Source organism: Macrococcus bovicus, from assembly GCF_030376725.1.
GTDB classification, from domain to species: Bacteria; Bacillota; Bacilli; order Staphylococcales; family Staphylococcaceae; genus Macrococcus; species Macrococcus bovicus.
Map to the genome: position 1 here is coordinate 1,606,941 of NZ_CP128470.1, position 23,560 is coordinate 1,630,500.

A 23,560-nucleotide genomic window follows, 5' to 3' on the forward strand; every position below is an offset into this window, starting at 1 on the left:
AGAGCTAGGGACGAGGTAGCTGTCAGTCTTTCTCTTTAAAGTTATTTTTCAAGCTCTCTAAAATATCATCCTTACTTTTACCAATCATCATTTCTACACCAGCCAGAAAAGCCCCTTCCACGAGCGGATAATGAGCGATTGTGATCTGTGAATAATCATTCATCTCGAGCGCCATCTCAATATTCATCTTGCTGGAGCCGATATCGTAGAAGACAAGGGCCTCATCCTCTACTTCATCAAACATCGCTGTAATTGCATCAATCGATGTACCGATTTCGCCGTCGATACCACCGACTGCTTTAATCGTCAGACCCTCTGCCATCTGACTGACAAGTGCCTGGATTCCTGCAGCAATCTCTTCACTATGACTGACGACACAGATTTCCATCAGCGGACACCTCCGATCAAGGCATCGAGGATATAGACCGCACTCTGTGCACCCGGATCAATCGTCCCCTGTGACTTTTCTTTGAAATAGGCAGCACGCCCTTTAGTCGCCATCATATCCTTCGTCTCTTCAGCCAGCTGCTGCAGCTCTTCTGATGAGAGCAGATGATCGGCATCTGCTGCCGGACTGATGACATCATACATCGTCTTCTCGCCGCCTGTCACCTTGCCGCGTGCACTCACCGCTTCCTTGAACGCATCAAGGAGGGCGTGGATATTGGCTGCTGTCAGTTCATCCTCAGCGACCTGCGACATCTTGACGAACGAGAAGCCGTACAGCGGTCCAGACGCGCCGCCGACCGCACTCATCAAGGTCATGCCGCAGGATTTCAGTACGTCTGCGATGGTCTCGCCGGTCAGCTTGTCATTCACTGCCTTGAATCCGCGTAGCATATTCACGCCGTGATCACCGTCGCCGATCTCTCTGTCTAGGTTCGTCAGCAATGTTTCATTCTCTTCAAAGGTCTGAAGCAGGCCTGTCAAACGTTCTTTCAGTTCGTGTGCATTCATACGAAGTCCTCCTAAAAGTATTTACTCGCTGTCTTACTGTCCAGAGCTGCTACGTAATCATCGTCATGCTTGAGGAGTGTAATGGAGAAGCCCTGCATATCCAGCGCCGTCATATAGTTACCGACAAAAAGCTTTGTCATCTGTAGATGCTTCGTATCAAAGTATTCTTTTAAGTAGCGTGCAACGACCGCGAGCTCACTGAGCGGGGTGCCGCCCATGCCGTTGACCATGACGATGAACTTGTCACCCTCGATCTCTTTCTCGAGCTCTGCCATCAGCCGTGCAACAATTCGATCGACCGTCTCCATTTTTTCGCGGTAGATGCCCTTCTCGCCGTGGATACCGATGCCGATCTCCATCTCATCAGCTGCAAGCTCGAAACCATACTGCCCAGTCGTCGGCACCATACAAGGCTGAAGTGCCATCCCGATTGTATGCATCTGCGGCAGCACCGCCTCCACTTTGGCTTTTACTTCTTGAAGAGATAAACCTTGCTCAGCATAATAACCTGCAATCTTATGGACAAAGACAGTGCCCGCCACCCCGCGACGCTGTTCCTTGTTATCGATGGCGATATCATCCGCGACAATCACGCGGTCAACCTTGATGTCCTCCATCTCAGCAAGCTCCATCGCCATCTCAAAGTTCATGACATCACCGGCATAGTTCTTGACGATAAGAAGTACGCCCGCATCAGTCGCCACCGCCTTGATGGCCTCAAGTATCTTGTCCGGTGTCGGCGAGGTGAAGACCTCACCGCAGACAGCCGCATCAATCATCCCCTCAGCGACATAACCTGCATGTGCCGGTTCATGACCGCTGCCGCCGCCTGAGACAAGGGCCACCTTGTCCTTCTTCCTGTCTTTACGCACAATGACTGAATCTGCAATGACTTCATGTGTGTCGTCCGCTAACGTGAGTCCCTTCAACATATCCGCAACAAACTGTGTCTTGTCATTCACTAACTTTTTCATTAGATTCGCCTCCTGTTGCTTATATTATAAATATTTCCATTAGAAAGCGCTAACAATTGTGTGCTGGATTGTTTGATGAATGTGTAATAAATAATAGATATAAAAAAGCCCAGATTGAACTGGACGTCAGTATTATATCGAATGAGCTCATCATTATTTTATATAAGCTAGATGACTATTTATAAACAACTACAAATCAATACGTGTTCATCCGTATTATGAACTAATGGTTAAGTTAATCCATACTGTTCCAGTACTTCTGCTATTCCATCCTCGTTATTACTCTTTGTCACTATATCTGCCACTTTTTTGATTGATTCCACCGCATTACCCATCGCTACTCCAATTCCAGCATCTCGTATCATCTCATAATCATTGTAATTATCACCAAATGCCATACAATTTCCTTTTGTGATTCCAATTGAATCACAAATATGATCGAGTGCCGAAGATTTATTAACCCCTTTTACAGTGATTTCAAGATAAAAGGGTGCAGATCTAATAGAGCCCAGTGTTTCACCACATATTTCATTGATTTCATCATACAGTTCGTTGATTCGTTCCTTATCTGCTGTTAATAGTATCTTTAAAGGTGTGAAATCGATGTTATCTGCCAGATTCGGACTATGAACCAACTTCAGATGATGGGCCGTGCTTTCATGTTGGACGTATTGATTAGTTATATCATTGCTATAAAGCGTTTCTCCATTATCGATAATGTAGACCAGTTGATGTCGTTCAATGTCAGCAAGAAATCGTCTGACCTCATCAACCTTAATCGGTTTTTCATATTTAACTTCATCATTTTGTACGTCAATAATCATTCCACCATTATAGGCACATAGTAATCCGTGATGTGCCTTCAGAAGCAATTTTTCCACTTCATACTGAAATCCCGTTCTTGGTCTTCCTGATACTAACGCTACTCTTACTCCCTGTTGCTGGGCTTTTATAAGAGCCGCTGCCGTTCTTTCTGTAATTTCACCCTCATCATTGATCAGGGTGCCATCACAATCAAGGGCAATCAGCTTGATAGATTGATCAATCATTTAGACACCTCTTTCCAATATTTCACCATTAGACGCGATGACTTCTTTATACCAGTCAAATGATTTCTTTTTCCTGCGTGCCCGTGTACCGTTACCTTCATCATCCAGATCCACATAGATGAGGCCGTAGCGTTTTGACATCTGTCCTGTGCTGTTAGAGACCAGATCAATACATCCCCAGGCGGTGTAGCCTAATAATTCGACACCATCATCCACCGCCTTGATCATCTCCTCCAGATGTCTTTTCATATAGGTGATTCTGTAATCATCGTTAATCGATCCGTCTACATTGACTTCATCAATTGCGCCTAAACCATTTTCTACTATAAACAATGGCTTCTGATAGCGATCGTATATCTGATTCATGGTGACCCGTAGACCAACTGGGTCAATCTGCCAGCCCCATTCGGTCTGTTCAAGGTAAGGATTCTGAAGTGAAGCAAAGGCGTTCCCTGACTGCAGTTGCTGATTCACCAGTGGATCGGCACTGACCAGCCTGCTGGCATAGTAGGAGAATGAAATAAAGTCCACCGTATAGTTCTGCAGAAGTTCTTTGTCGCCCGGCTCAAAGTGGATATTCACGTCCAGCTCGCGGAAGAGTTTCCGTGTATAGGATGGATAAAAGCCACGTGACTGAACATCAATGAAGAAATACTGTTCACGATTCTTCTCAATTGCAGCCATCATATCATCCGGATGACAAGTGTTCGGATAAACTTCGCCTGATGCGAGCATACAGCCGACCTGAAATGCGGGATTAATCTCGCGAGCCGCCTTAGTAACGAGGCTGCTCGCAACGAGCTGATGATGCGCCGCCTGATACATCACCTGATTCTGGTTCTCACCGTCCTGGAAAATCAATCCCCCGCCGATAAGCGGAATATGCAGCACCATATTGATTTCATTATGCGTCAGCCAGTACTTCACACGGTCTTTATAACGTTCCATCACTGCTCTGCAGTATCGCTCGTAATGAATGACTGTCGCACGGTCACGCCACCCGCCTATTGTTTCCACGAGTGCATAAGGGGTATCAAAATGATTCAGGGTGACAATAGGCTCAATGTGGTATTTCTCCAGCTCATCAAATAACCGGTCATAAAATTTCAGCCCCTCCTCGTTCGGTTCCTCTTCTGTGCCTGTCGGAAAGATTCTCGGCCAGGAGATAGAAAAGCGGTAAGCCTTAAAACCCATCTCAGCGAACAGGGCGATATCCCCCTGATAATGATGATACATATCGATGGATTGGTGACTTGGATAATAGCTAAATGTCTCATTGATATGATGACCCGGATCAAACAGGGGTTTCACCCGTTCTTCTGCAGCCGGCAGTTTATCGACGATTGACAGCCCTTTTCCGTCTGCCTGATAGGCACCTTCACATTGATTGGCAGCGGTGGCGCCGCCCCATAGAAAGTCATCTGATAATATAGTCATGTTCCGTCCTCCTTAAAATGTTGATAAAAAAGAACACATCTATAGCTAGATATGTTCTTGAATTACTTAAATAATGGATTCCCCGCCTTGTTCCTGCACTACTAATTTCTTGTCGTACATTCTGATGAATGGTAGCCAGACAAGGAATGAAGCGATACCACAGATCAAGGCAACAATAACTGCGATATAATCACCGGCTGTTCCGATGAAAGCCCCTAAACCGATAGGAGAAGGCCATGGCACCTGCGCAATAATCGGTTTGATGAACTCGAATTTAATCGCAAAGTAGCCGATAGTCGCTGACACCATTGGAGCCAGGAAGAATGGAATCGCTAAGAACGGGTTATAGACAATCGGCAGACCGAAGATCAGCGGTTCATTGATGTTGAATATACCAGGCGCCAGAGAGGCTTTACCGAGGATTTTCAGTTGTTCTGATTTTGCCAGGAAGGCAATGAAGATACAGAGACCGAGTGTCGCACCTGAACCGCCCATGATAACAAATGAGTTCTGGAATTCACCAGCAAACGGGATATTAGCACCGTCCAGGTTGGACTGCATGTTCGCGAGCACAATCGGCGTCAGGAAAGCGGAAATGATATTCGCACCGTGAATCCCCACAATCCATAACGCGTGAATGATGAAGTAGATGACCATCAAGCCCAGCCAGCTGTTCGTCAGATTGACAACGAAACCGAACGGAATGGCCACCAGCTTGAAAATATCAGTGCCAAGTGCCACTAAGATACCATTGATGATGATTACAACAAAGGCCACCAGAAAGGCAGGAATTAATGCAGTAAAGGAACGGGATACCCCTTCCGGCACAGCTTCAGGCATTTTAATGATCCAGTTGTTCTTAACGCAGAGTCGATATAACTGCACCGCAACAAACGCCATGATGATGGCTGTAAAGATACCGGTTGTCCCCAGTCTAGAGACCCCATCTCCCATCGTCCAGCCGTTGATGGTCTTGACGTCATCAGACAGGATATTGACCACTGACATCTTACCGTTTTTCAGCACCAGTTCAGGGATAGCCATGAAGAAAGCCATCATAGAGAGTAAGGCACCGTTAAGCGGATTGACATTAAGCCCTTCATCTTCAACAAATGTCTTCGTATATTCATAACCGATGGCAAGACAGAAGTATAAAGCGAGAATACCCATGGTCGCTTTGTTCGCCAGCATATAGAGATCGCTGATTCTAAAGAAAGTACTATTGAAGAAGCCTTCCAGGAAAGTGAAGGTCTGAGGCAGTACGTTCAGCACAAGGAACATCGAACCGACGATTGTGAACGGGATACTCGCCATCCCTGCTGCCATAACCGCACGCACAAATCGAAATGAGGCAATTTTCCCCATTGGACCCATCAAGTATTTTTCGAGCAAAGCAAAAAGACCATTTTGTTGTTCTTCCATTTTGATCACTCATTTCTTCGTTAGATTAGTTTTTCATACTGTTTGATACGATGATATTGCTTGTCATGCTGCTGACGGATCCGCGTTAATTTCTGCAGCGTGTATAGCGTAAGCAATAGACCTGCAAGAAGTACGGCTGCGACTATCAGTCGGTTGGTCATCGTGGCATTGATAAAGGGATAACACCACTCAAACATACCGGGAATGAACAGCAGTGTAATAACAAGCACATTCACCGCTCCGATTACTCTGAAGGCGCGTCGCGCAGCTGGTGCATCGCTTGTATGACTACTGAATATTCTGACCTGCTCATACATGGCCAGCACTGCGAGCACAATATTCACTGCAGGCAGCAATAGAGACATGCTGGATGATAGCGCTGATGACAGCAGCCAGTAAAGATTACAGAAGAAGAACAGAGCCAGTGTATAACGGACACCTAGGTATCTGTTGAAGTACATGGATTTGATACTTGTCTCTTTTTTATTCTTTTCGAGTTCTTGCATGGATGCTGTCATCACGTTCATCACTCCTGTTCATTATTGATTCGACGATATAAATGCAGCATTTCCACTGCCATCTCTCGTAAGGTCATGGTCGTCATCAGGTGGTCCTGCGCATGCACCATGATGATTTCAATCTTGATTTCCTCACCCGATGCATATTGCTGTAACAATGACGTCTGTACCTTATGTGCTTCTGTCAGTTCTTTATTAGATTCTTCAAGTTTCTGCTCGGCGACAGCGAAATCATTTGCACGCATCGCCTGAAACGACTCATGAACAAGCGTTCTTGAGTTCCCGCTATGCAGGATTATCTGAAATGCAACCATCTGTAGTTCTTCCTGACTCATTGTTAACTCCCTCCAACTAATACGCCGTTAATAAAATTGTTTTAAACTCTTCAAAATGCTCAGCTTGAAGCAGCCGCTCGGTCAACTGTCTGCTGTCAATCAGATCAACAATCAGGCCGACCATCTCTTTCATATTGCTGTCTTCAAAGCGTGACGGGGACAGCATGAATACAGCTTTGATCAGCCGCTCCTCCTTCTCATACCAGACACCAGCTGGAATAATAGCCACCGCAATATTCGAATGATCACCGATCGGCTGTACCGGGTGAGGTACTGCGACATCCTCGCTGAAGACAATTGAGCTGAATTCCTCCCTGTAATGAACCTGCCGCAGCATCTGGTTCTTATATGTCGGGTTTTCCTGTGCAGTCAGACTGTCAAGCAGCAGGTCATAGACCTCCTCTTTGGTGACTGGTCTATCGATATAATGAAACAGTTCAGGACGGCAGTAGCGTGAAACAATCTGTTCGTTGTGCCTGTTACGCTGATAGCTGGTCACAGAGTCTGATGCAGGAGCAGTCTTCGTATGCAGGAAACGGTTGATCTCAGCGATATCCTGTTCATTCAGCAGAACACTGACATGAATGACCGGGACCTTGAACAGCTGGGTGGAGAGGTCAATGGTTGATATCAGGAGATCTATATGGCTCAAGTCATAGTGCTTGATGTCGTAATAGCTGATGACATCCACAATATTGAGATGTGAATGAAATTCACGCTCCACCCTGATTTTCAGCATCTGTGCACTCCCATATCCTGTCGCACAGATGAGCAGCACATTCAACTTCTGACGGTCCTCATATTTTTCGATGGCTGCCAGAATATGAAGCGTCAGGTAGGCCCATTCACTGTCAGTGATCGTATAATTCTGCAGACTCGGCATGACCTCGAAATATTTGCGGGTCAATAGCAGATAATGAGGATAGTTAGTCTCAATCTCTTGAAGAAGCGGATTTTCGAGCTGAATATCATTCTTAAGCCTGAGCAGCAACGGCTTGATATGCGTCGTGATTCCATTGATCAGCTGGAGGTCAGTAGTCATTGGATAACCAAAATCCGCTTCGATGGACTGAAGCACCTCTGTCACTTGTGCCTGCAGTGCGGCATCAGCTGCAGTTTCTCTTTTGGGAGAGCCTTTGCTCAGTATGTGTAAGCCGATATAGACCGCTTCAGCCTCCGGAAATGTAACCGCATACACCTTTGCCACTCTGTCCAGTATGCGTTTGGCCACCCGATATTCTGACTGCTCTACTTGAGCGACTTCCAGGCTGCCATTCTGCACATAGTTGCCATCCAGTATACGCTTGATGGATAAAGCCAGATGCAGCACGAGATTCTGCAGGATATAGTCAGACAGCAGAATCTCCGCTCCCCTTGTCTCATCCAGTACAATGATGGATAATTCTTCAAGATTGATGTCATTTAATATCATCATGTTGCCGAAATATTTATTGATAGTGGAATAGAATCCTTTGCCCAGGAAATAATCCATGATCAGATGCCGCTTATCACGTTCATCTCCTGCCAGGGCAATCCCTTTAGCTGTCTTGCTGATCAGCTTGAGATGATAGCGCTCCAGCTCATGTTTGATGCGAGTGAGGTCCTGATTGATAGTGGAGCGACTGACGAATAACTTCTCAGCCAGGTCGTCCACCATCACCCACTGCTGCTCAAACAACAGCTGATTCAGAATGTAATACTGCCGTTCGTTCGCACCATTCATAGCATCCTGCGTATCAAAAGGCTGACCTGGATTCTGCTTGAGAAAGTTTTCGAATTCAATCTGAAAATGAATATCAAGTCTGTAGCCATGACCCTGTTTCGAAATAATCTTGGCGCCATTCTGGTCGACTGAGTCATGCAGCAGGCCGATATATTTACGCACCGTCCGCTCTGACATCTTCAACGCTTCAGCGATTTCCTTGCTTCTGACATACCGTCCCTGATGAGCGACAAGATAATTCAGTATGATGTTTTCTTTTTTGCTCAACATACGTTTCCTCTTTTCTTTAAAAGGAAACTTAAGATCAGATTTCCTGTAAAACTAAGTTTCCTAGTTTTTCGATGCCCATCGGAATCGGTATATAGGCCTGAGGCGGAATATTGACGACCGGCTTGCCGACCTGGTCCCCGATTCCTTTAAAACGATTGAAGTGCATTTTAGTCTGCGGACTGATCAAGAATAAGTCAAAATCACTTGTCTCAATCATTTTTGCACCTTCATTTGCTGACACGGCTTCGACTTCGATATCCTCACCTTTACCTTGTAGGAACTCAGTTGTTTTTTTGGCCATCAGTGATGATGACATCCCTGCTGCACAAATAATCAATGCTTTTTTCATTGTAATATCCTCCTTATTATAACTTTTCCCCATTTGATGTGATAACTTCTTTATACCAGTAGAATGATTTCTTCGGCGTGCGTTCCAATGTACCGTTCCCCTCGTTGTCCTTATCAACGTAGATAAAACCATAACGTTTCTTCATTTCACCCGTACCGGCTGATACGAGATCGATGCAGCCCCACGGCGTGTAGCCGATTAAGTCGACACCATCTTCGTCAACAGCTAAGATCATCTGTTCAATATGATTTCTCAGATACTCAATTCTGTAGTCATCCTGCACAACACCCTCAGCGTCAAGTTCATCGATAGCGCCGAAGCCATTTTCGACGATGAAGAGCGGCTTATGATACATATCCGTGAACCAGTTGAGAGAATATCTTAAGCCTTCCGGATCAATCTGCCATCCCCAGTCAGACGCTTTGACATAATCATTGCGGACAAGGTCTCTGGTCTCCACATAATCATAATGCTCATTTGACTGTTTATGAGAAGCTGTAAAACTCATATAATAACTGAATCCGATATAATCGACCGTACCTTCCTTGAGCACTGCGAGATCCTCATCAGTGATATCCAGTTGATAGCCTTTTCTCTCGAAATACTTCGTGAGGAAACCTGGATACTCACCATGCACATGGACATCTGCAAAGTAATAACGTTTCTGCATGGCTTTTTGAGCCATCAGGACATCTTTAGGATCTGCCGTCGCCGGATAGATGGGACACATGGCAATCATGCAGCCGATCTCAAACTCAGGATTGATCTGTTTACCTACCTTCACGGCCTGAGCACTTGCCACCAGCTCATAATGCGCTGCCTGATACATCACCTGCTCGCGGTCTTCCCCCGGCTGATACTTGATACCGGAATTCGTGAACGGTGCAAAATCCTCATGGAAGTTCGCCTGATTGTTAATCTCGTTGAAAGTCATCCAGTACTTGACCTTAGATTGATAGCGTTCGAACACCACTTCAGCAAAACGGACGAAAAACTCGATCAATCGGCGATTTCTGAAGCCACCGTATTCCGTTACAAGATGATAAGGTAACTCAAAGTGACTTAATGTCACGACAGGTTCGATGCCTTGACGCAGACATTCATCAAACAAATCATCATAGAACTGCAGCCCCGCCTCATTCGGCTCACTGTCATCACCATTCGGGAAAATTCTTGCCCAGGCGATGGACGTTCTGAAACATTTGAAGCCCATCTCCTTGAACAAGGCGATATCTTCCTTGTAGCGATGATAGAAATCAATCGCTTCATGGTTAGGATAGTACTTCCCTTCAACGATGCCGTCTGTGATCTCACGCGGTACACCATGGCGACCTGCTGTCATAACATCTGCTACATTGATGCCTTTACCCCCTTCGTCAAATCCTCCTTCCAACTGATGGGCCGCAACCGCTCCACCCCACAGAAAACCTTCTGGTAACTTTGACATTGAGATTCCTCCTTACTCTTATTTTATTCAATTGTATACGCTTACATACTAAATTTGGAATCTATACATTTACCGTAATGATACGGCAAATTTTAGAATTTATATACATAATGTCTTAATTATATACACTACTTTTTATCATTACTCATCCTTCGACTAAACAAAAAGCACCCCGGATATCAGCAATGATATCTAGGGCGCGCAATTAATGATTGTTCTTTAGATTGTTGGACGTTCCAAATAAATCATACATTTTATTGAATTTTTTATATATTATGTTTTTTATCTTTAATCTGATAATAAAAGAACTATTTGTATGAAATCATGTTACAATTAATATGAAATACTACCATTAAGGAGTTGTTATGATGAAACTGAAATCTTTACTTGCTGTTCCGTTGATTGCTGCATCTATTCTAACTGCGGTTCCTGCCCATGCTGCCATTAGTGATGCTGAGCCTGATATCGCATATATACTGAAAGATCAGAATATCCCTTCTCCCGTTTCAACAAATCAGCTGCAGGCAATGCGTAAAGGTACTTTTGAATTTATGTATATCGATCTGGGTGAGAAATACCGTGAAGTCAAAGCACGCGGTGGTGAATTCAATTACTCAAGAACAGAACGCGATAAAGTCGGTGGAACATTCGTCAGAACTGCTTATGGCGCTAAAAACCGTCTTGTTATGAATTTCCATCATCCACGAGCAGATTACCCGACAGGCAGCACTATTCTAAAAAGTATGTCCTTCGGGCTAGCAGACCGCCATATCAAGAAGACAACTCTTGAGTCAAGACTCGGCGGACCGACTGGCGGTTCGTACTCACTTAAGAAAGCGACTTACGTTCTTCGTAACTATGAAAATGTTTCTGTCAGCTACTATAAGGAAAATGGTATTTGGTATGTTGATCAGCTGGCGCCTCATGTACCAAACTTTAACGGAATTGATCCATACAAATGGACCAATATGTAGAAGTAAAAAACTATATATAATAGACAAAAGAACTATGAAGCTGCGTCTTGCAGTTCCATAGTTCTTTTTATCATATTGATTATTTCATTGAATTGGCATTCCAGTTGATGTTAAATCTGGATACTCTGTCTTTTCATGTCTTGGAACATTACAATTTCATTGACACCATTTTCTTTCAGTAAGGAACGGATTTCCTCGTTATAAATACCGATTTCATGCGGAAAATGACTATCTGAGCTTGTCGTAAATTTGACATTGTAATCACTCAACACTTTGATAAATGTTTGACTGGGGCATTGTTCTTTGACCGGGTATCTGTATTTCAGCCCTACATTCACTTCAGTCGCAATATCGTTCTCACTTAATGCCTGTGCTACTCTCTCATACATCGGGCGCAATAATGCTTCATCTGGTCTGTATCCAAATACTTTCAGGTTATCAAGATGCGCGATATAACTGAATATCTTACTTTCAGCTGCTCTTATCACTGTATTAAAATGACTTTCATACAGTTCAACGAGATCGAATGTCTCAAATTTATTCTGCAGCTCCGGATTGTCAAAACCCCACCCCCGATTAAAATGAACCGAGCCGATGATATAGTCGAATTCATACTCAGCTAGTAATGACTGAAGTTCAGCTTCTCCTCCTTCAAAATAATCCGCTTCGATGCCTAACCTTAATTCAACGCCCGCTGAACGCCACTTTTCTTTCTGACTGTTGATAAAATCTACAAACTCTCCTAAATGATGCGTCATGACTTGCTTCAACCATAAGCGTTGTCTATTGCCGAGGTCACTATCTGAGACATCCATATATTTCAGGAAATAATCCTTCGTCTCATAAAAGCGGTAGAGGTGGTCAACAATACCCACGACTTTAATTCCTTTCTTCAATGCTGTTTCAAGATATAAATCCAGCCACCATTCTGAGTAATCACCTTCAAACAGACGGGTATTAAACAACTGTGCTTTATAGTGCATCGATTCCAGTGTGTCATCTGATTGAATCTCTTTCACCTCTTCTATCGCAGTCAACGTTTTATTGAAGAAGTTATGAGTATAAGGCCCCTCTTCTAAATGAATATGCAGATCGATTTTCATGTGGCACCCTCCTGACTATACAATTTTAATCATGTCTTCCTCTTTGATATAGAGACGGAGCTGATGATCCGTATCCAACTGCTTATGAGAGCGGTTCAGCCGGTCGACATGAATGATTTGTTCCCCTATTTTGACATTATAGCGAACAATGGATCCTAACATCGCTGTGCTGACGACGTCGCCGACTAGTTCAAGCGCATTTGTCTCCGGAATCGCACTGATTGTCTCAGGCCGTATCGCCACAAATCTTGCATCCGCTAAAGGCCGGCTGAATAAGTGTTCATATTGCCTTTCATCCAATACATTATAATTGCCGATGAACTTCGCGATGAATTCACTCTCCGGATGTTTATAGATATCATTCGGCACACCACTTTGTGCAATATAGCCGTCATTCAGGATATAGACATAGTCACTGAGTGCCATTGCCTCTTCCTGATCATGTGTCACAAGAATCATCGTAATACCCAGCTCCATCTGTACTTTTTTCAGCAGTAACTGCAGATGTTTCCTGATCTGTGCATCCAGTGCACTGAGCGGTTCATCCAGCAATAATACTTTAGGTTCCGTCACAAGTGCACGCGCAAGGGCCACACGTTGCTGCTGGCCACCCGACAACTGCCGGGGATAGGCATTTTCCTTTCCCTGAAGACCGACAAGTTCAATCATCTTCTCAACTTTAGCCGCTGCTTCCGTTTTATTCATCTTCTTCATATCCAGACCGAAACGAATATTTTCTGATACAGTCATATTGGGAAACAGGGCATAGTTCTGAAAGACCATTCCAATATTACGTGCATTCGGTGACAAATGATCAACACGTTTACCATCGATCATAATTTCACCGCTATCAATCGGATGAAGGCCTGCTATACTTCTGAGCAAAGTACTTTTACCGCAGCCACTTGGTCCTAGTAATGTTGTCAGACTGCCCTCTTCTATCTCCAGGTCAAGCATCTTCAACACTTCCTTACCGTTAAACGTCTTCACTAACTGTTTGATGGTGATGTAGCTCATTCATATGTTCTCCTTTCTTACTTAAGGTATATTTCAGAATAATCAACGTGATTAAAGCCAAAAGAATGAAGTAACAGCTCACTATCGCACTGGATATATGTCCGTTCTTCTGCAGATTTTCCATCAGATAAATTTGTATAGTCTTGAAGTTTGACCCTAGCAGAATATTAATCATGACAAATTCGCCGAATAGAACCGAGAAACTCAACAATGCTGAAACGACGACTCCGGGCATGATATTAGGCAGAATGATTTTCCGGAACGCAACCAGCTTGGAGGCACCAAGTATCTCTGCCGCTTCAACTAACTGAACAACGTTAATATTTCTCAGGTTGTTGCGAATCCCTTGATACATGAACGGCAGAATACTCACGAAATAGGCACCTCCCACAACAAACAGCATAGGAATGGAGGTATTGGCGTAACCCTTCAATAATCCGACGCTAGATATGATCCCAGGCATAGTATAGACACCGATAATCGTCCACTTGATCAATCGTTCAAACTGAGGAAAATAAAGGACGATGCCGTAAATAGCAGGCACCATGATCAGGACAGCGGCTAAGGTCGTGCCTCCTGTCAGCAGGAGGGAATGAAGCAAGGAACTGATAAACTCACTGTCTGAAAACAACAGCTGATACCATTTGAAGGTCAGTCCTTCAGGCAAGACAGTACGACTCCACTGTGTCGCAAATGAATAGAGGAAAGTGGCACCCAGCGGAATCAGCAGATAAAGACTCAGTATAATGAGGCTAGCAGATTTGACGACTTTCTTCATTATAGATCCCTCCTCAGACGTCGCGTCATCCAGTCATTGACCAGCATATTGATCAGCAGAATCAGCGCTAATATAACAGATAAACTTGCAGCGATCTCCGGTCTTGCAAAAATATCACCAGAGACAGTCGCGCCGATACGAATGGCTAGCATATTATAGGTACTGCCAGTCAGTGCATAGGCCGAAGCATAAGCACCCATAGCATTGGCAAACATAATGGCAAATACACCGAGAATGCCAGGTGAAATAAAAGGCAGCGCGATACGTCGCCAGTACTGGAAGTCGCTTGCACCCAGTATAGTTGCTGCTTCCCGCCAGTTATCCTCTAAGCCATCAAACACGGGATATAACAGCATGATACCGAGCGGCAGCTGAAAATAGATGTAGATCAGAATAAGGCCGCTCCAGCTATAAAGATTAAAGCCTTCTAAGACATGGAGACCTAGTTGTCGGTCAAGCAGGGTAAATAGACCGGTATTGCCCAGCAGAATAATGAACGCGAAGGCAAGCGGTATACCTGCAAAATTGGAGGTCAGGTTGGCCATCACCAGAATATTGTTCTGAAACTTCTCGCTTTTTGCCTTAATTGCATACGTCGCTATAATAGTGAGCAGCAGGGCACTCAGGCTTGATATAACGGAAATAAGAATGGAGTTCATAAATGCTGTTAAGTACATCGGCTTAGTAAGGACCTCAGCATAGTTGCTGAACGTAAACGCATCCTGCGTGTTATTCTGAAAGCTGCTGACGACCATCATGGCGAACGGATAAACCAGGAAGGCAAGAATACCAATGAATAACAGAGTTATTGCTACTAAAAAAATAGATTTTCCTTTCATAGAATCCTCCTCAAAATAAAAAGGAAGACCTCAGTCTTCCTTATACGGTTACTTGATAGAAGAAGTGACTTCTTCCTGCCATTTCTGCGGTAATTCTTTCAGGGCAGCATCCCATGCTTTTGAATCTTTGACTGGTGTCACATTTTGATACATGCTGTCCGGCAGCAGTTTTTTCTTCGCTTCGTCTGAAATTTTTGCTTTCTCACGGATAGGACGCGCATAGCCCTTCGCTAAATTATCCTGTCCTTCGTCTGACAGAATGAACTCACGGGTCAATGCTGCGGCATATGGGTTCTTTGCATTCTTGTTGATGACCGTCGCATAACCACTCATTACAGACTTATCAGATGGAATGGTGACATCAAAACGTTTCTTATCAATCTGATCACGATAGTTCAGGGCATTGAAATCCCATAACAGCATAACTTGGTGTTCCCCTTTTTCGATGCTTGCGATATCAGGATCAGTGGTAATTAGGCGTCCTTCTTCTGCAAGTTTCTTAAAGAAATCGATGCCGGGCTGCAGATTCTTCTCATCGCCGCCGAAAGCATAAGCAGCAGCCAATACAGCAAACTGAGCCTGATTTGCTTTCTCTACATCACCGATTGAAACTTTATAGTCCCCGTTCTTAATATCTTCCCAGGTTTTAGGGGTATCCTTCACTGAATTTTTATCTGTCATAAATGACATCGTTCCTGTGTAACCGATAATCCACTTACCATCCTTGTCTTTCGCCCAGTCAGGTATTTCATCAAAATAGCTTGTCTTATATCCTACTACTAAATCCTTTTCAACAGCGAGCGGCCCAAAGGCGATACCCACGTCTCCGATATCGCCGGTGGCATTCTTCTTCTCAGATTCAAACTTGGCCAGTTCCTCTGCTGAAGACATATCAGTGTCTTTATGTTTAATACCATACTCTTTATTGATATCTGCCCATGTTTCTTTCCAGTTCGCCCATGTATCAGGCATGCCTAATGAATTGACCTGGCCTTCTTCTTTAGCTTTCTTTTCAAGGTCCGCTACTTTAACATTATTTAAATCAAGTTTTTCGGTTGAGTCTGAGCTGTTATTTCCTCCGCAGGCACCAAGTAAGACAGTCGCAGCGATTGTCGGGACTAATAGTTTTTTGAACACTTGTGTATTCTCCTTTAGTAATATAATGTTTGCTACGGATTAAATATAACAGCTGATTATTAATTTAACGTTAAACAAAAGTGAAACAAACATTAATTTGTGTAAAACAAATGTAAAGCAAATAAAAAACAGAGAATACTATTATTCTCTGTCATTCATGATGATCTGATCAAAATCTTGAGTATTTGCTATTTTGAATGCCTTCGTCAGCCCGAACTTGGACCGGCCGCATAACAAGTAGCATACTCTGCTTTGCGCCATCATTATTTTAGAAATCTCTGTCTCCTCAAAATCATATTCTGTTACGATGTCATCAGTCAGACCGCCGCATGAAATAAAAGCCTTATCAAAAAAGCACTCACTCAAGAACCTTAAGGTCATTGCGCCTTTAACTGTCTGCTGCTCATAGTAAGAGACACCAGGTGCCATAATCAGTTCTCCTTCAACACGGCCATTTTCGAGAGCTTCATTAAATTTCAGCGCGAATGTGAGAGAATTGGTCACAACCTTCAAACCCTTGATTCCGTTAAAAAATTCCGGCATGTGCACGGTAGTGGTGCCGCCGTCCACTACAATCATGTCATTCGATTCAACCAGCGCTGCCGCCCGTCTGGCAATCTCCTTCTTATCCGTCTCATTAAGTGCAAGTTTTCTATGATAGAGAAGCTCCTTACTGTTATTCTCATAAGGAATCGCAGCACCATGAATACGCGATATCCGCTTCGACTTCTCAAGTTCAGTCAAATCCCGGCGAATCGTTTCCTTCGTTACATGAAGAATCTCAGATAGATAATTAACGGACAACTTTCCTTCTTTTTCAACTAGTTTGATGATTTCATTGTGTCTTTCATCTTTCAATCGCTCATCCCCTTATTCCACAATATAGGACTTAATCACCGAACCTTCCATTTCAATCACACGACCACCGCGATTAAGCTCTCCATAAGTATTATAGCCTGTTACACGACCATAATTCAGCCTGATGCCGTGATAATCCGCAGTAAAATCATTATCATGGTCATGCCCGCAGTAGACACTCTGGACGGAGGTCTGAAAGAATAATGCACTGAATAATCCAGTGTTCAAGACGGGCGCACATACCGTCTCATCCTGATGACCTTCTGCCAGACCTGACCGCTTAGCATCTGCATACTCCGGCAACGGAATATGAATAAACAGCTGTGAGACACCCTCGTAATCACGTTCTTGATTTACCAGCCATTCAATTTGCTCCAGATAGATATAAGCATATTCTCCGAACTGTTCCACATCATAATCTCCGCTGTCCATAAAGTAGAGACGGTGGCTGATACCCTCGTCCTCAAGCTCAATAAAATAATTAAGTCTATCCATGATGACTTCTGCGTTCATCATATCGATGAAGTTCGACTGCTCTTGCAACTGTGCTATGAGGACATCACGTCCGTACTCACCTTCACTGTCATGATTGCCGAATGTCACAGCAAACGGCACATCAAACTGATTGATAAAGGCAAGCAGTTCACTGTATGTATGTAGACTGTCCTGCGTTAAACTCCAGACGAGATCACCTGTGACGGCTATCAGGTCTGGTTGAACCTTGCTGATCAGACGGGTGATCAGCTGCTGCGTCTTCATGTCTAGAGCCGGATCTTCTATTACACCAAAATGCAAATCAGTTAACTGGAGAATCTTAATCATGAACAAGCACCTCTTTTTGTTTGTATGTCTGAATTATAAATTTCAAACATTAAGCAGACATAAAAGAAGTGTGTAAGTTTTGTAAATCATCGACATGTATTTAAAAATTAAAATCTCGAGGTATCAGCTAACTGAAGTGTATCTTTCACCATATATACCACTCGCCCAATTTTTATCGACCTTTATGTCATTGTCTTCATGTCTGATCAACAGATGTGACGTAGACTCGTCATGCTCAATCAGCTGGATTTTTGAGTTGATCTTAATGTGCTTGCTGTCTAGGAAGCTTAACAGTTCCGGATGGTCGTCCGCTCTTCTGATGATCAAGAAGTCTCCTTCACTGAAACTGAGTAAGTTCTTCTGATAAGTCTCCTGATAGTCGTCCCCTCTCGGGATGATGCCGCCGTGCGGACAGTGTGCGGGATAGCCCATGAGCTGGTCAATTCTGTCGATGAACAAGCTTGAAACTTTATGTTCAAGCACTTCAGCTTCACTATGCACCTGGTCCCAGGAATAATTCAGAAATTCGATAAGAAAGCTTTCGATCAGTCTATGTCTTTTAATGATTCCAAGCGTATGCTGCAATCCTTGCTCAGTCAGCATGTATCCTTTATATGATTGGTAGTCCACCAGTCCATCCTTCTGCAGCTTTGTCATCATCTCAGTGACGGACGGCGGCTTCACTTTCAACTGATTGGCCAGTAATTTATTGGATACATAGCGGCTGTCTCCGTCTTGAGTGAGCAGCACTTTTAAATAATCCTCTTTTTCTTCGGAAATTTTGTTTACAGCCATGAGGTCATCTCCTTGCCTATTATATTTACAATATATCATATCTTTTATATAATGAATTTGTTAGGCGTGCCTAAAAAAGGAGTGATAAGATGCAAAATAGTTTAGAAGAAATAAACAGCACTGTGCGTTATAACGACAACTATCCTTTTCTGAAAAGATTATCCGCGTTTATAGGCCCCGGTCTGTTAATAGCTGTCGGCTACATGGATCCCGGCAACTGGATCACATCGATGAGCGGGGGCGCTAAATACGGCTATGTTCTACTCTCGGTCATCCTGCTTTCCAGTTTGATGGCCATGCTGCTGCAATCGCTGAGTGTGCGTCTCGGTATAGCGAGCGGCATGGACCTCGCTCAGGTGACGCGCCGGATGACCACGAAAAATAAAGCCGTAGTGGCCTGGATCATCGCCGAACTTGCCATCATGGCGACAGATATAGCTGAAATCATCGGCAGTGCCATCGCGCTTAATCTGTTATTTGATATTCCACTCGTCATAGGGGTAGCGATTACGGTAGCCGATGTCTTCCTGCTGTTACTGATCATGAGACTAGGTTTCAGAAAATTAGAGGCAGTCGTCGGCGTCCTCGTCTTCACCATTCTGATTATATTTGTCTTTGAAGTCTACTGGTCCCATCCCGATGCACGAGAGATTCTGAACGGCTTTGTTCCGCAGACGGCTGTCCTCACGAACAGCGGTATACTATACATGGCGCTTGGTATAGTAGGCGCTACCATCATGCCGCATAATCTCTATCTGCATTCATCTATTGTTCAGACCAGACAGTATAACCGTGACAGTAACTCCTCTAAAAAAGAGGCCATCCGACTCGCCACTATCGATTCCAACCTGCAGCTGTCTATCGCCTTTTTAGTCAACTGTCTCCTTCTGACATTGGGTGCCGCACTGTTCTATGGCACTCATCAGTCGCTCGGCAGATTCTATGAATTATATATGGCACTGAAGGAATCTCACATAGCTGGTCCTGTCGGCGGAGGAGTGATGAGTACGCTGTTTGCAGTTGCACTGCTCGCTTCCGGCCAGAATTCAACCATAACAGGCACCTTATCAGGACAGATTGTCATGGAAGGATTCATCAACTTAAGAATGAAGCCCTGGATGCGACGCTTACTGACCCGCCTGTTAGCCGTGATCCCTGTGTTCTTCTGTCTCTACTTCTACGGCTCAAGCATAGCGAATGTGGAAGAATTACTGGTATTTACCCAAGTATTCCTGAGCCTCGCACTGCCTTTAAGCATCATCCCGCTGCTGATGGCGACCAGCGAGAAGCAGATCATGGGAGAGGAATTTATCAACAGAAGAATAATCAACATCATCGGCTGGCTATCGGTGGTCGTTCTATGTGTGCTTAATCTCTATCTCATAGTTGAGACCTTGTTAGAGGTGATATAAAAAGAGAATAAATGAACAGCACCCCGAAGGTTAGAGTTCAGCTCTAACTTTCGGGGTGCTTATTCAGCTTATATCATTTTATGACGTTTATTGCACTCAGCCTTTTAAAGGCAGCGCCATCTCCTTCAGTTTATCAAAGAAGAGCACTTCATCCTGGCCATAATGAAAACGTCCATCTTCATCTATATGGTACTGATCGGTATCAATCGTCTTCTCGATGAAGGCCAGGAAATCATTCAATGACTTGGCGACGACATACATCGTCTCAAGATCGCTGCCATAGGTGATGATCTGCCCCTTCGTGCCGCTCTCGCCCGGATCCGTGTCCACGGCCAGGAAGTTACCGAAGCCGTCAGTCGCAAAGGGCAGCCAGAGCGCATGATAATATTCTTCCTTGATGGCACCTTCAGGCACAATAGCAGCCGTCATCTCCTCTGCTTCATCCTGATTGAACTCGACTTCCCTGATGACTTCCTCGAGCGGCAGCCACTCAAGGCCGAAGAACAGACCGATGCTGTCATAACTCTCACCATCCGCCTCCCGGTAGAGCGCCACGAACTGTTCATCAAGCGGTGCCTTGAATACTTCAGCAAGCTCCTCCATCTCCTCAGCCGTCGCACCTGGATTCAATGTAGCCGCGAAATAAACTTTGTCATTCTCAAACAATCGTTTAATGTCCATACAATACCTCCCCTTTGTAATAGTTGATTATTCCCTGTGAGGTAGATATTTACACATTTCACGACCCTATCTTTACAAGGTTTCGCCGTTCGATGCTATAACTTCTTGATATCAGTCGAATGAGTCTTTTTTTGATGCGTTCTCCTGTGCCGTTACCGTCGTCCTCTTTATCCACATAGAGTCTAAATCAATCAGCTCCCATGCAGAGATTCTTTCTACAACACTGTCTTTGTCGCCACTAAAAATTCATAAAGTCCTGTCAGGTCATCCAGCTGTTGGTTGCAACTCCTGCTATCGTGACAGATGTAGTTACCGTTCTTTGTATAAGTACCATCTCCCGCAGCTTTAGTCGTCGCTAGAAACATCGATACTTTGCTGTCGTTCTTACAGATCGGACAAATGCCTTTGTTGACGCTCGGTGATAAGTCACCATATAGCCCTCTCAGTTCACCTTCGTGGTAGAAGATGATGAATTTCTTCTGCTGACCTGCATCATTCCAGCCGATATAAGTCGATTCTGTGAGATCGTAATCCGCCCAGTTCGGATATTTCAGCTTCTTCACTTTCTTGAAGAGCTTATCCAGCTGCTGATTGGACGGTACTTTGAATGGTTCAACGTAAATCTTCAGTAGTTCCAGCTGTTTATCCAGCTGGTTCCTTGTTATCGTGCGGTCCATCATCACATTTAAGAATGCTTCCACTTCAGGCAGTGGTTTCGTGAAAATCTGTTCGACATTTTCCTGAATCAGGCTCTGGTAAGTCTCAATCATCTTCGGGTCATTCATCGTCTGATAAGCTCTCATCAAACGCAGACTTTGACGCTTAATACTCATATATTGATAGGGTAGTATACATTTCAAAATAATCAGTCCTTCTGTTATGTCTTATCACAACAGTGTAACATATAGCAGCTTCATAGCTGACTCACGAGCAATCCCAGTTATACAAATAATCATCAAATAACATCGCACGTAAATCTTCACGCTTCAAGAACCAGTTAGCAGTGCCCACATCACCCCATGCGATCTCAGCATTCCCCTGACGATTGGAATCAATCTGCAGTACAAGGTCCTCATAGACCTGCAGCTCCTCGTCCACAAGCCGAGGGTCTTCCTGGATAAATGTAGGATAACCTCCGAGCTGGTTAATCGGATGCTCACCTGAGAATGTCTGATATACGGCTTCCATCAAGTCATCGTAATCATCGTAAATATTCTCCAGATAAAAATCTGGATTGACCTCGTTCCAGATCTTGAGTAATATTTCAACGCCTCTGTAATCATGGAGAGTAATCATCTGTTCACCGAGGTGATATTCCACTGAGAAGACACCTTGAACAGGGACACTGAACTCATCGTAACTCAATGACTGCATATAGCCACGAATCTCATCAAATGACAAAGGCGTCTCAGTATCTTCAATATAGACGAATCGAGAATTAGGATTGTCATTCAATTGACTGAGTGACAAACCATACATATTGTTCTCCGTACTGATCCAGAACTGCAGTAAGCCTTGATTCACCGGAAATAGTGTCTGGTCTTCAGGCAGTTCACTCATATTAATCTGAGCAATCATTATCATCGGATTACCCTTAACATCCCGCGGCACATCGTCAAGCGACTCTAGAAACGGCACACCACCTATTTTACTTGCCAGCAAAGTCTCACCATGCATTTCAGATAACCTCATGCCGATATATTGGCGTGACGGAACATCTCTTTTTTGAACCTCTTCCACAAACCGCTGATAGGCTTCCTGTTCTTCCTCCATGAGATAACTCACATCTTGAATATTCAACATGACACCATCCCCTTCACAGATGAAATTTAGTATTTAAATGTGCAGCTATTACTGTTAATAAATTGCTATAATGTAACAAAGTAAAAAATATCCTTTAAATATACTATAAACTGGAAGAGTGATATATGCCATTCAAATTTATCCCATCATTAAAAGTTCGTTAGCTTATCTTGCCAACTTATATAATACAACGACTAAAATTACCTTCATCAGTAAAGGAGATACCTATGAACAGATATGACGCTATTCTTCTTTTCAGCCAGATCGGCATGCTTATCCTCGGCTTGCTGTACTTACCTGACATCATCAGATCAGGACTGACACCGGATAATCTATACGGTCTCTTTATGCTACTCGGCGCACTGACACTCGTCGCAGGCTTCGGCACAAACATTTTCACCAATACCCTGAACCGCGAAGATTACAGCAGACACTATCCCCTCTCAGTCCGGCTGCGCTGGTCATGGATCAATACAATCGTTCAGGGGCTCTGCATCATCGCCTTCGCCGCCATCTGTTATTACCTCACCTTTTATCTGAGTGACGAGCAATTCTGGCGCATACTGAGTCTTCTCTGGATACTGCTGTGCTTCTATAACATTTACCGGGAATGGCGGCAAAGAAGAATGTGGATGGGAAGGGAAAGCAAAACAGACTCTAGAATTTAAGATGCCATATTACAAATTCCCCAGATAAAACACCGCAGCAGAGACAAGCGTATGAACCATGAGAAACAGCAGAATAGCATTAATGGACGGCGGCTCATATTCCTCCTCCAGGACGACAAAGTACTCAAACAGCATCTTCTTGAATTTATCCATGTGCAAATGACCTCCTTTTTATAGGAGTATATGATATGG

At 44.1% G+C, this 23,560-nt stretch carries 26 protein-coding genes; 3 read left to right on the forward strand and 23 right to left on the reverse strand.

The window, feature by feature from the left end; all coding sequences use genetic code 11:
* Positions 1 to 22: 22 nt before the first annotated feature.
* The 11 genes from dhaM to QSV55_RS08825 all read right to left on the reverse strand — a co-directional run bounded on the left by dhaM (position 23) and on the right by QSV55_RS08825 (position 10,481).
* A complete protein-coding gene (gene dhaM, locus QSV55_RS08775; RefSeq protein ID WP_246143159.1) occupies positions 23 to 388 on the reverse strand; it encodes a dihydroxyacetone kinase phosphoryl donor subunit DhaM in 366 nt (121 codons plus the stop codon).
* Positions 388 to 957 (reverse strand): dihydroxyacetone kinase subunit DhaL, encoded by a 570-nt coding sequence (gene dhaL / locus QSV55_RS08780; RefSeq protein WP_289649922.1) that lies wholly within the window; start codon positions 955 to 957, stop codon positions 388 to 390. The genes dhaM and dhaL overlap by 1 nt, the downstream gene beginning before the upstream one ends.
* An 11-nt stretch (positions 958 to 968) precedes the next feature.
* Complete coding sequence (dhaK, locus tag QSV55_RS08785) at positions 969 to 1,931, reverse strand: dihydroxyacetone kinase subunit DhaK (protein ID WP_289649923.1); 963 nt, start codon at positions 1,929 to 1,931, stop codon at positions 969 to 971.
* 230 nt (positions 1,932 to 2,161) lie between these two features.
* On the reverse strand, positions 2,162 to 2,980 hold the full coding sequence (locus QSV55_RS08790) for a Cof-type HAD-IIB family hydrolase (protein ID WP_289649924.1): 819 nt from the start codon (positions 2,978 to 2,980) through the stop codon (positions 2,162 to 2,164).
* On the reverse strand, positions 2,981 to 4,417 hold the full coding sequence (locus QSV55_RS08795) for a 6-phospho-beta-glucosidase (RefSeq protein ID WP_289649925.1): 1,437 nt from the start codon (positions 4,415 to 4,417) through the stop codon (positions 2,981 to 2,983).
* 66 nt (positions 4,418 to 4,483) lie between these two features.
* Positions 4,484 to 5,839, reverse strand: a complete 1,356-nt coding sequence (celB, locus tag QSV55_RS08800) for a PTS cellobiose transporter subunit IIC (protein ID WP_289649926.1) — start codon at positions 5,837 to 5,839, stop codon at positions 4,484 to 4,486.
* A 20-nt stretch (positions 5,840 to 5,859) separates the two neighbouring features.
* The gene (locus QSV55_RS08805) at positions 5,860 to 6,360 is read right to left on the reverse strand and encodes a hypothetical protein (RefSeq protein WP_289649927.1); all 501 of its coding nucleotides are present in this window, start codon (positions 6,358 to 6,360) and stop codon (positions 5,860 to 5,862) included.
* A gap of 5 nt (positions 6,361 to 6,365) precedes the next feature.
* A complete protein-coding gene (locus QSV55_RS08810; protein ID WP_289649928.1) occupies positions 6,366 to 6,692 on the reverse strand; it encodes a PTS cellobiose transporter subunit IIA in 327 nt (108 codons plus the stop codon).
* A 16-nt stretch (positions 6,693 to 6,708) separates the two neighbouring features.
* Complete coding sequence (locus tag QSV55_RS08815; RefSeq protein WP_289649929.1) at positions 6,709 to 8,685, reverse strand: BglG family transcription antiterminator; 1,977 nt, start codon at positions 8,683 to 8,685, stop codon at positions 6,709 to 6,711.
* Positions 8,686 to 8,719: 34 nt separating this feature from the next.
* On the reverse strand, positions 8,720 to 9,034 hold the full coding sequence (locus QSV55_RS08820; protein WP_289649930.1) for a PTS cellobiose transporter subunit IIB: 315 nt from the start codon (positions 9,032 to 9,034) through the stop codon (positions 8,720 to 8,722).
* A gap of 16 nt (positions 9,035 to 9,050) precedes the next feature.
* Positions 9,051 to 10,481: a 6-phospho-beta-glucosidase gene (locus QSV55_RS08825; protein WP_289649931.1), complete on the reverse strand. Its 1,431-nt coding sequence runs from the start codon at positions 10,479 to 10,481 to the stop codon at positions 9,051 to 9,053.
* A 368-nt stretch (positions 10,482 to 10,849) separates the two neighbouring features.
* On the opposite strand from QSV55_RS08825, the gene QSV55_RS08830 reads away from it, so the two are divergent.
* On the forward strand, positions 10,850 to 11,455 hold the full coding sequence (locus QSV55_RS08830) for a hypothetical protein (protein WP_289649932.1): 606 nt from the start codon (positions 10,850 to 10,852) through the stop codon (positions 11,453 to 11,455).
* 110 nt (positions 11,456 to 11,565) lie between these two features.
* Here the strand turns inward: QSV55_RS08830 and QSV55_RS08835 are convergent, their stop codons facing one another.
* The 8 genes from QSV55_RS08835 to QSV55_RS08870 all read right to left on the reverse strand — a co-directional run bounded on the left by QSV55_RS08835 (position 11,566) and on the right by QSV55_RS08870 (position 18,804).
* Positions 11,566 to 12,558: a histidinol phosphate phosphatase domain-containing protein gene (locus QSV55_RS08835; RefSeq protein WP_289649933.1), complete on the reverse strand. Its 993-nt coding sequence runs from the start codon at positions 12,556 to 12,558 to the stop codon at positions 11,566 to 11,568.
* Between the two features lie 15 nt (positions 12,559 to 12,573).
* Positions 12,574 to 13,575, reverse strand: a complete 1,002-nt coding sequence (locus QSV55_RS08840) for an ABC transporter ATP-binding protein (protein WP_289649934.1) — start codon at positions 13,573 to 13,575, stop codon at positions 12,574 to 12,576.
* Positions 13,535 to 14,353, reverse strand: coding sequence for an ABC transporter permease (locus tag QSV55_RS08845; protein WP_289649935.1), 819 nt, complete (start codon positions 14,351 to 14,353; stop codon positions 13,535 to 13,537). The genes QSV55_RS08840 and QSV55_RS08845 overlap by 41 nt, the downstream gene beginning before the upstream one ends.
* Positions 14,353 to 15,192, reverse strand: a complete 840-nt coding sequence (locus QSV55_RS08850; protein WP_289649936.1) for an ABC transporter permease — start codon at positions 15,190 to 15,192, stop codon at positions 14,353 to 14,355. Before QSV55_RS08850 ends, QSV55_RS08845 begins: the two co-directional genes overlap by 1 nt.
* Before the next feature lie 48 nt (positions 15,193 to 15,240).
* Entirely contained in the window at positions 15,241 to 16,329 is a 1,089-nt protein-coding gene (locus QSV55_RS08855) for an ABC transporter substrate-binding protein (protein WP_289649937.1), read from the reverse strand.
* A 141-nt stretch (positions 16,330 to 16,470) separates the two neighbouring features.
* Complete coding sequence (locus QSV55_RS08860) at positions 16,471 to 17,187, reverse strand: DeoR/GlpR family DNA-binding transcription regulator (RefSeq protein ID WP_289649938.1); 717 nt, start codon at positions 17,185 to 17,187, stop codon at positions 16,471 to 16,473.
* A 12-nt stretch (positions 17,188 to 17,199) separates the two neighbouring features.
* Positions 17,200 to 18,009 (reverse strand): metallophosphoesterase family protein, encoded by an 810-nt coding sequence (locus QSV55_RS08865; protein ID WP_289649939.1) that lies wholly within the window; start codon positions 18,007 to 18,009, stop codon positions 17,200 to 17,202.
* 123 nt (positions 18,010 to 18,132) lie between these two features.
* The gene (locus QSV55_RS08870; protein WP_289649940.1) at positions 18,133 to 18,804 is read right to left on the reverse strand and encodes a metal-dependent transcriptional regulator; all 672 of its coding nucleotides are present in this window, start codon (positions 18,802 to 18,804) and stop codon (positions 18,133 to 18,135) included.
* 89 nt (positions 18,805 to 18,893) lie between these two features.
* Here QSV55_RS08870 and QSV55_RS08875 point away from each other — a divergent pair, with 89 nt between their 5' ends.
* Entirely contained in the window at positions 18,894 to 20,216 is a 1,323-nt protein-coding gene (locus tag QSV55_RS08875) for an Nramp family divalent metal transporter (RefSeq protein WP_289649941.1), read from the forward strand.
* A gap of 96 nt (positions 20,217 to 20,312) precedes the next feature.
* On the opposite strand, the gene QSV55_RS08880 is transcribed toward QSV55_RS08875, so the two are convergent.
* From QSV55_RS08880 to QSV55_RS08890, 3 genes are all read right to left on the reverse strand, one after another.
* Positions 20,313 to 20,897, reverse strand: a complete 585-nt coding sequence (locus QSV55_RS08880; protein ID WP_289649942.1) for an SMI1/KNR4 family protein — start codon at positions 20,895 to 20,897, stop codon at positions 20,313 to 20,315.
* A gap of 215 nt (positions 20,898 to 21,112) precedes the next feature.
* On the reverse strand, positions 21,113 to 21,757 hold the full coding sequence (locus QSV55_RS08885) for a FusB/FusC family EF-G-binding protein (RefSeq protein ID WP_289649943.1): 645 nt from the start codon (positions 21,755 to 21,757) through the stop codon (positions 21,113 to 21,115).
* A gap of 64 nt (positions 21,758 to 21,821) precedes the next feature.
* Complete coding sequence (locus QSV55_RS08890) at positions 21,822 to 22,700, reverse strand: YwqG family protein (protein WP_289649944.1); 879 nt, start codon at positions 22,698 to 22,700, stop codon at positions 21,822 to 21,824.
* 227 nt (positions 22,701 to 22,927) lie between these two features.
* On the opposite strand from QSV55_RS08890, the gene QSV55_RS08895 reads away from it, so the two are divergent.
* Positions 22,928 to 23,368, forward strand: coding sequence for a hypothetical protein (locus QSV55_RS08895; RefSeq protein ID WP_289649945.1), 441 nt, complete (start codon positions 22,928 to 22,930; stop codon positions 23,366 to 23,368).
* 9 nt (positions 23,369 to 23,377) lie between these two features.
* Here the strand turns inward: QSV55_RS08895 and QSV55_RS08900 are convergent, their stop codons facing one another.
* Positions 23,378 to 23,521: a hypothetical protein gene (locus QSV55_RS08900; protein ID WP_289649946.1), complete on the reverse strand. Its 144-nt coding sequence runs from the start codon at positions 23,519 to 23,521 to the stop codon at positions 23,378 to 23,380.
* Positions 23,522 to 23,560: the final 39 nt, after the last annotated feature.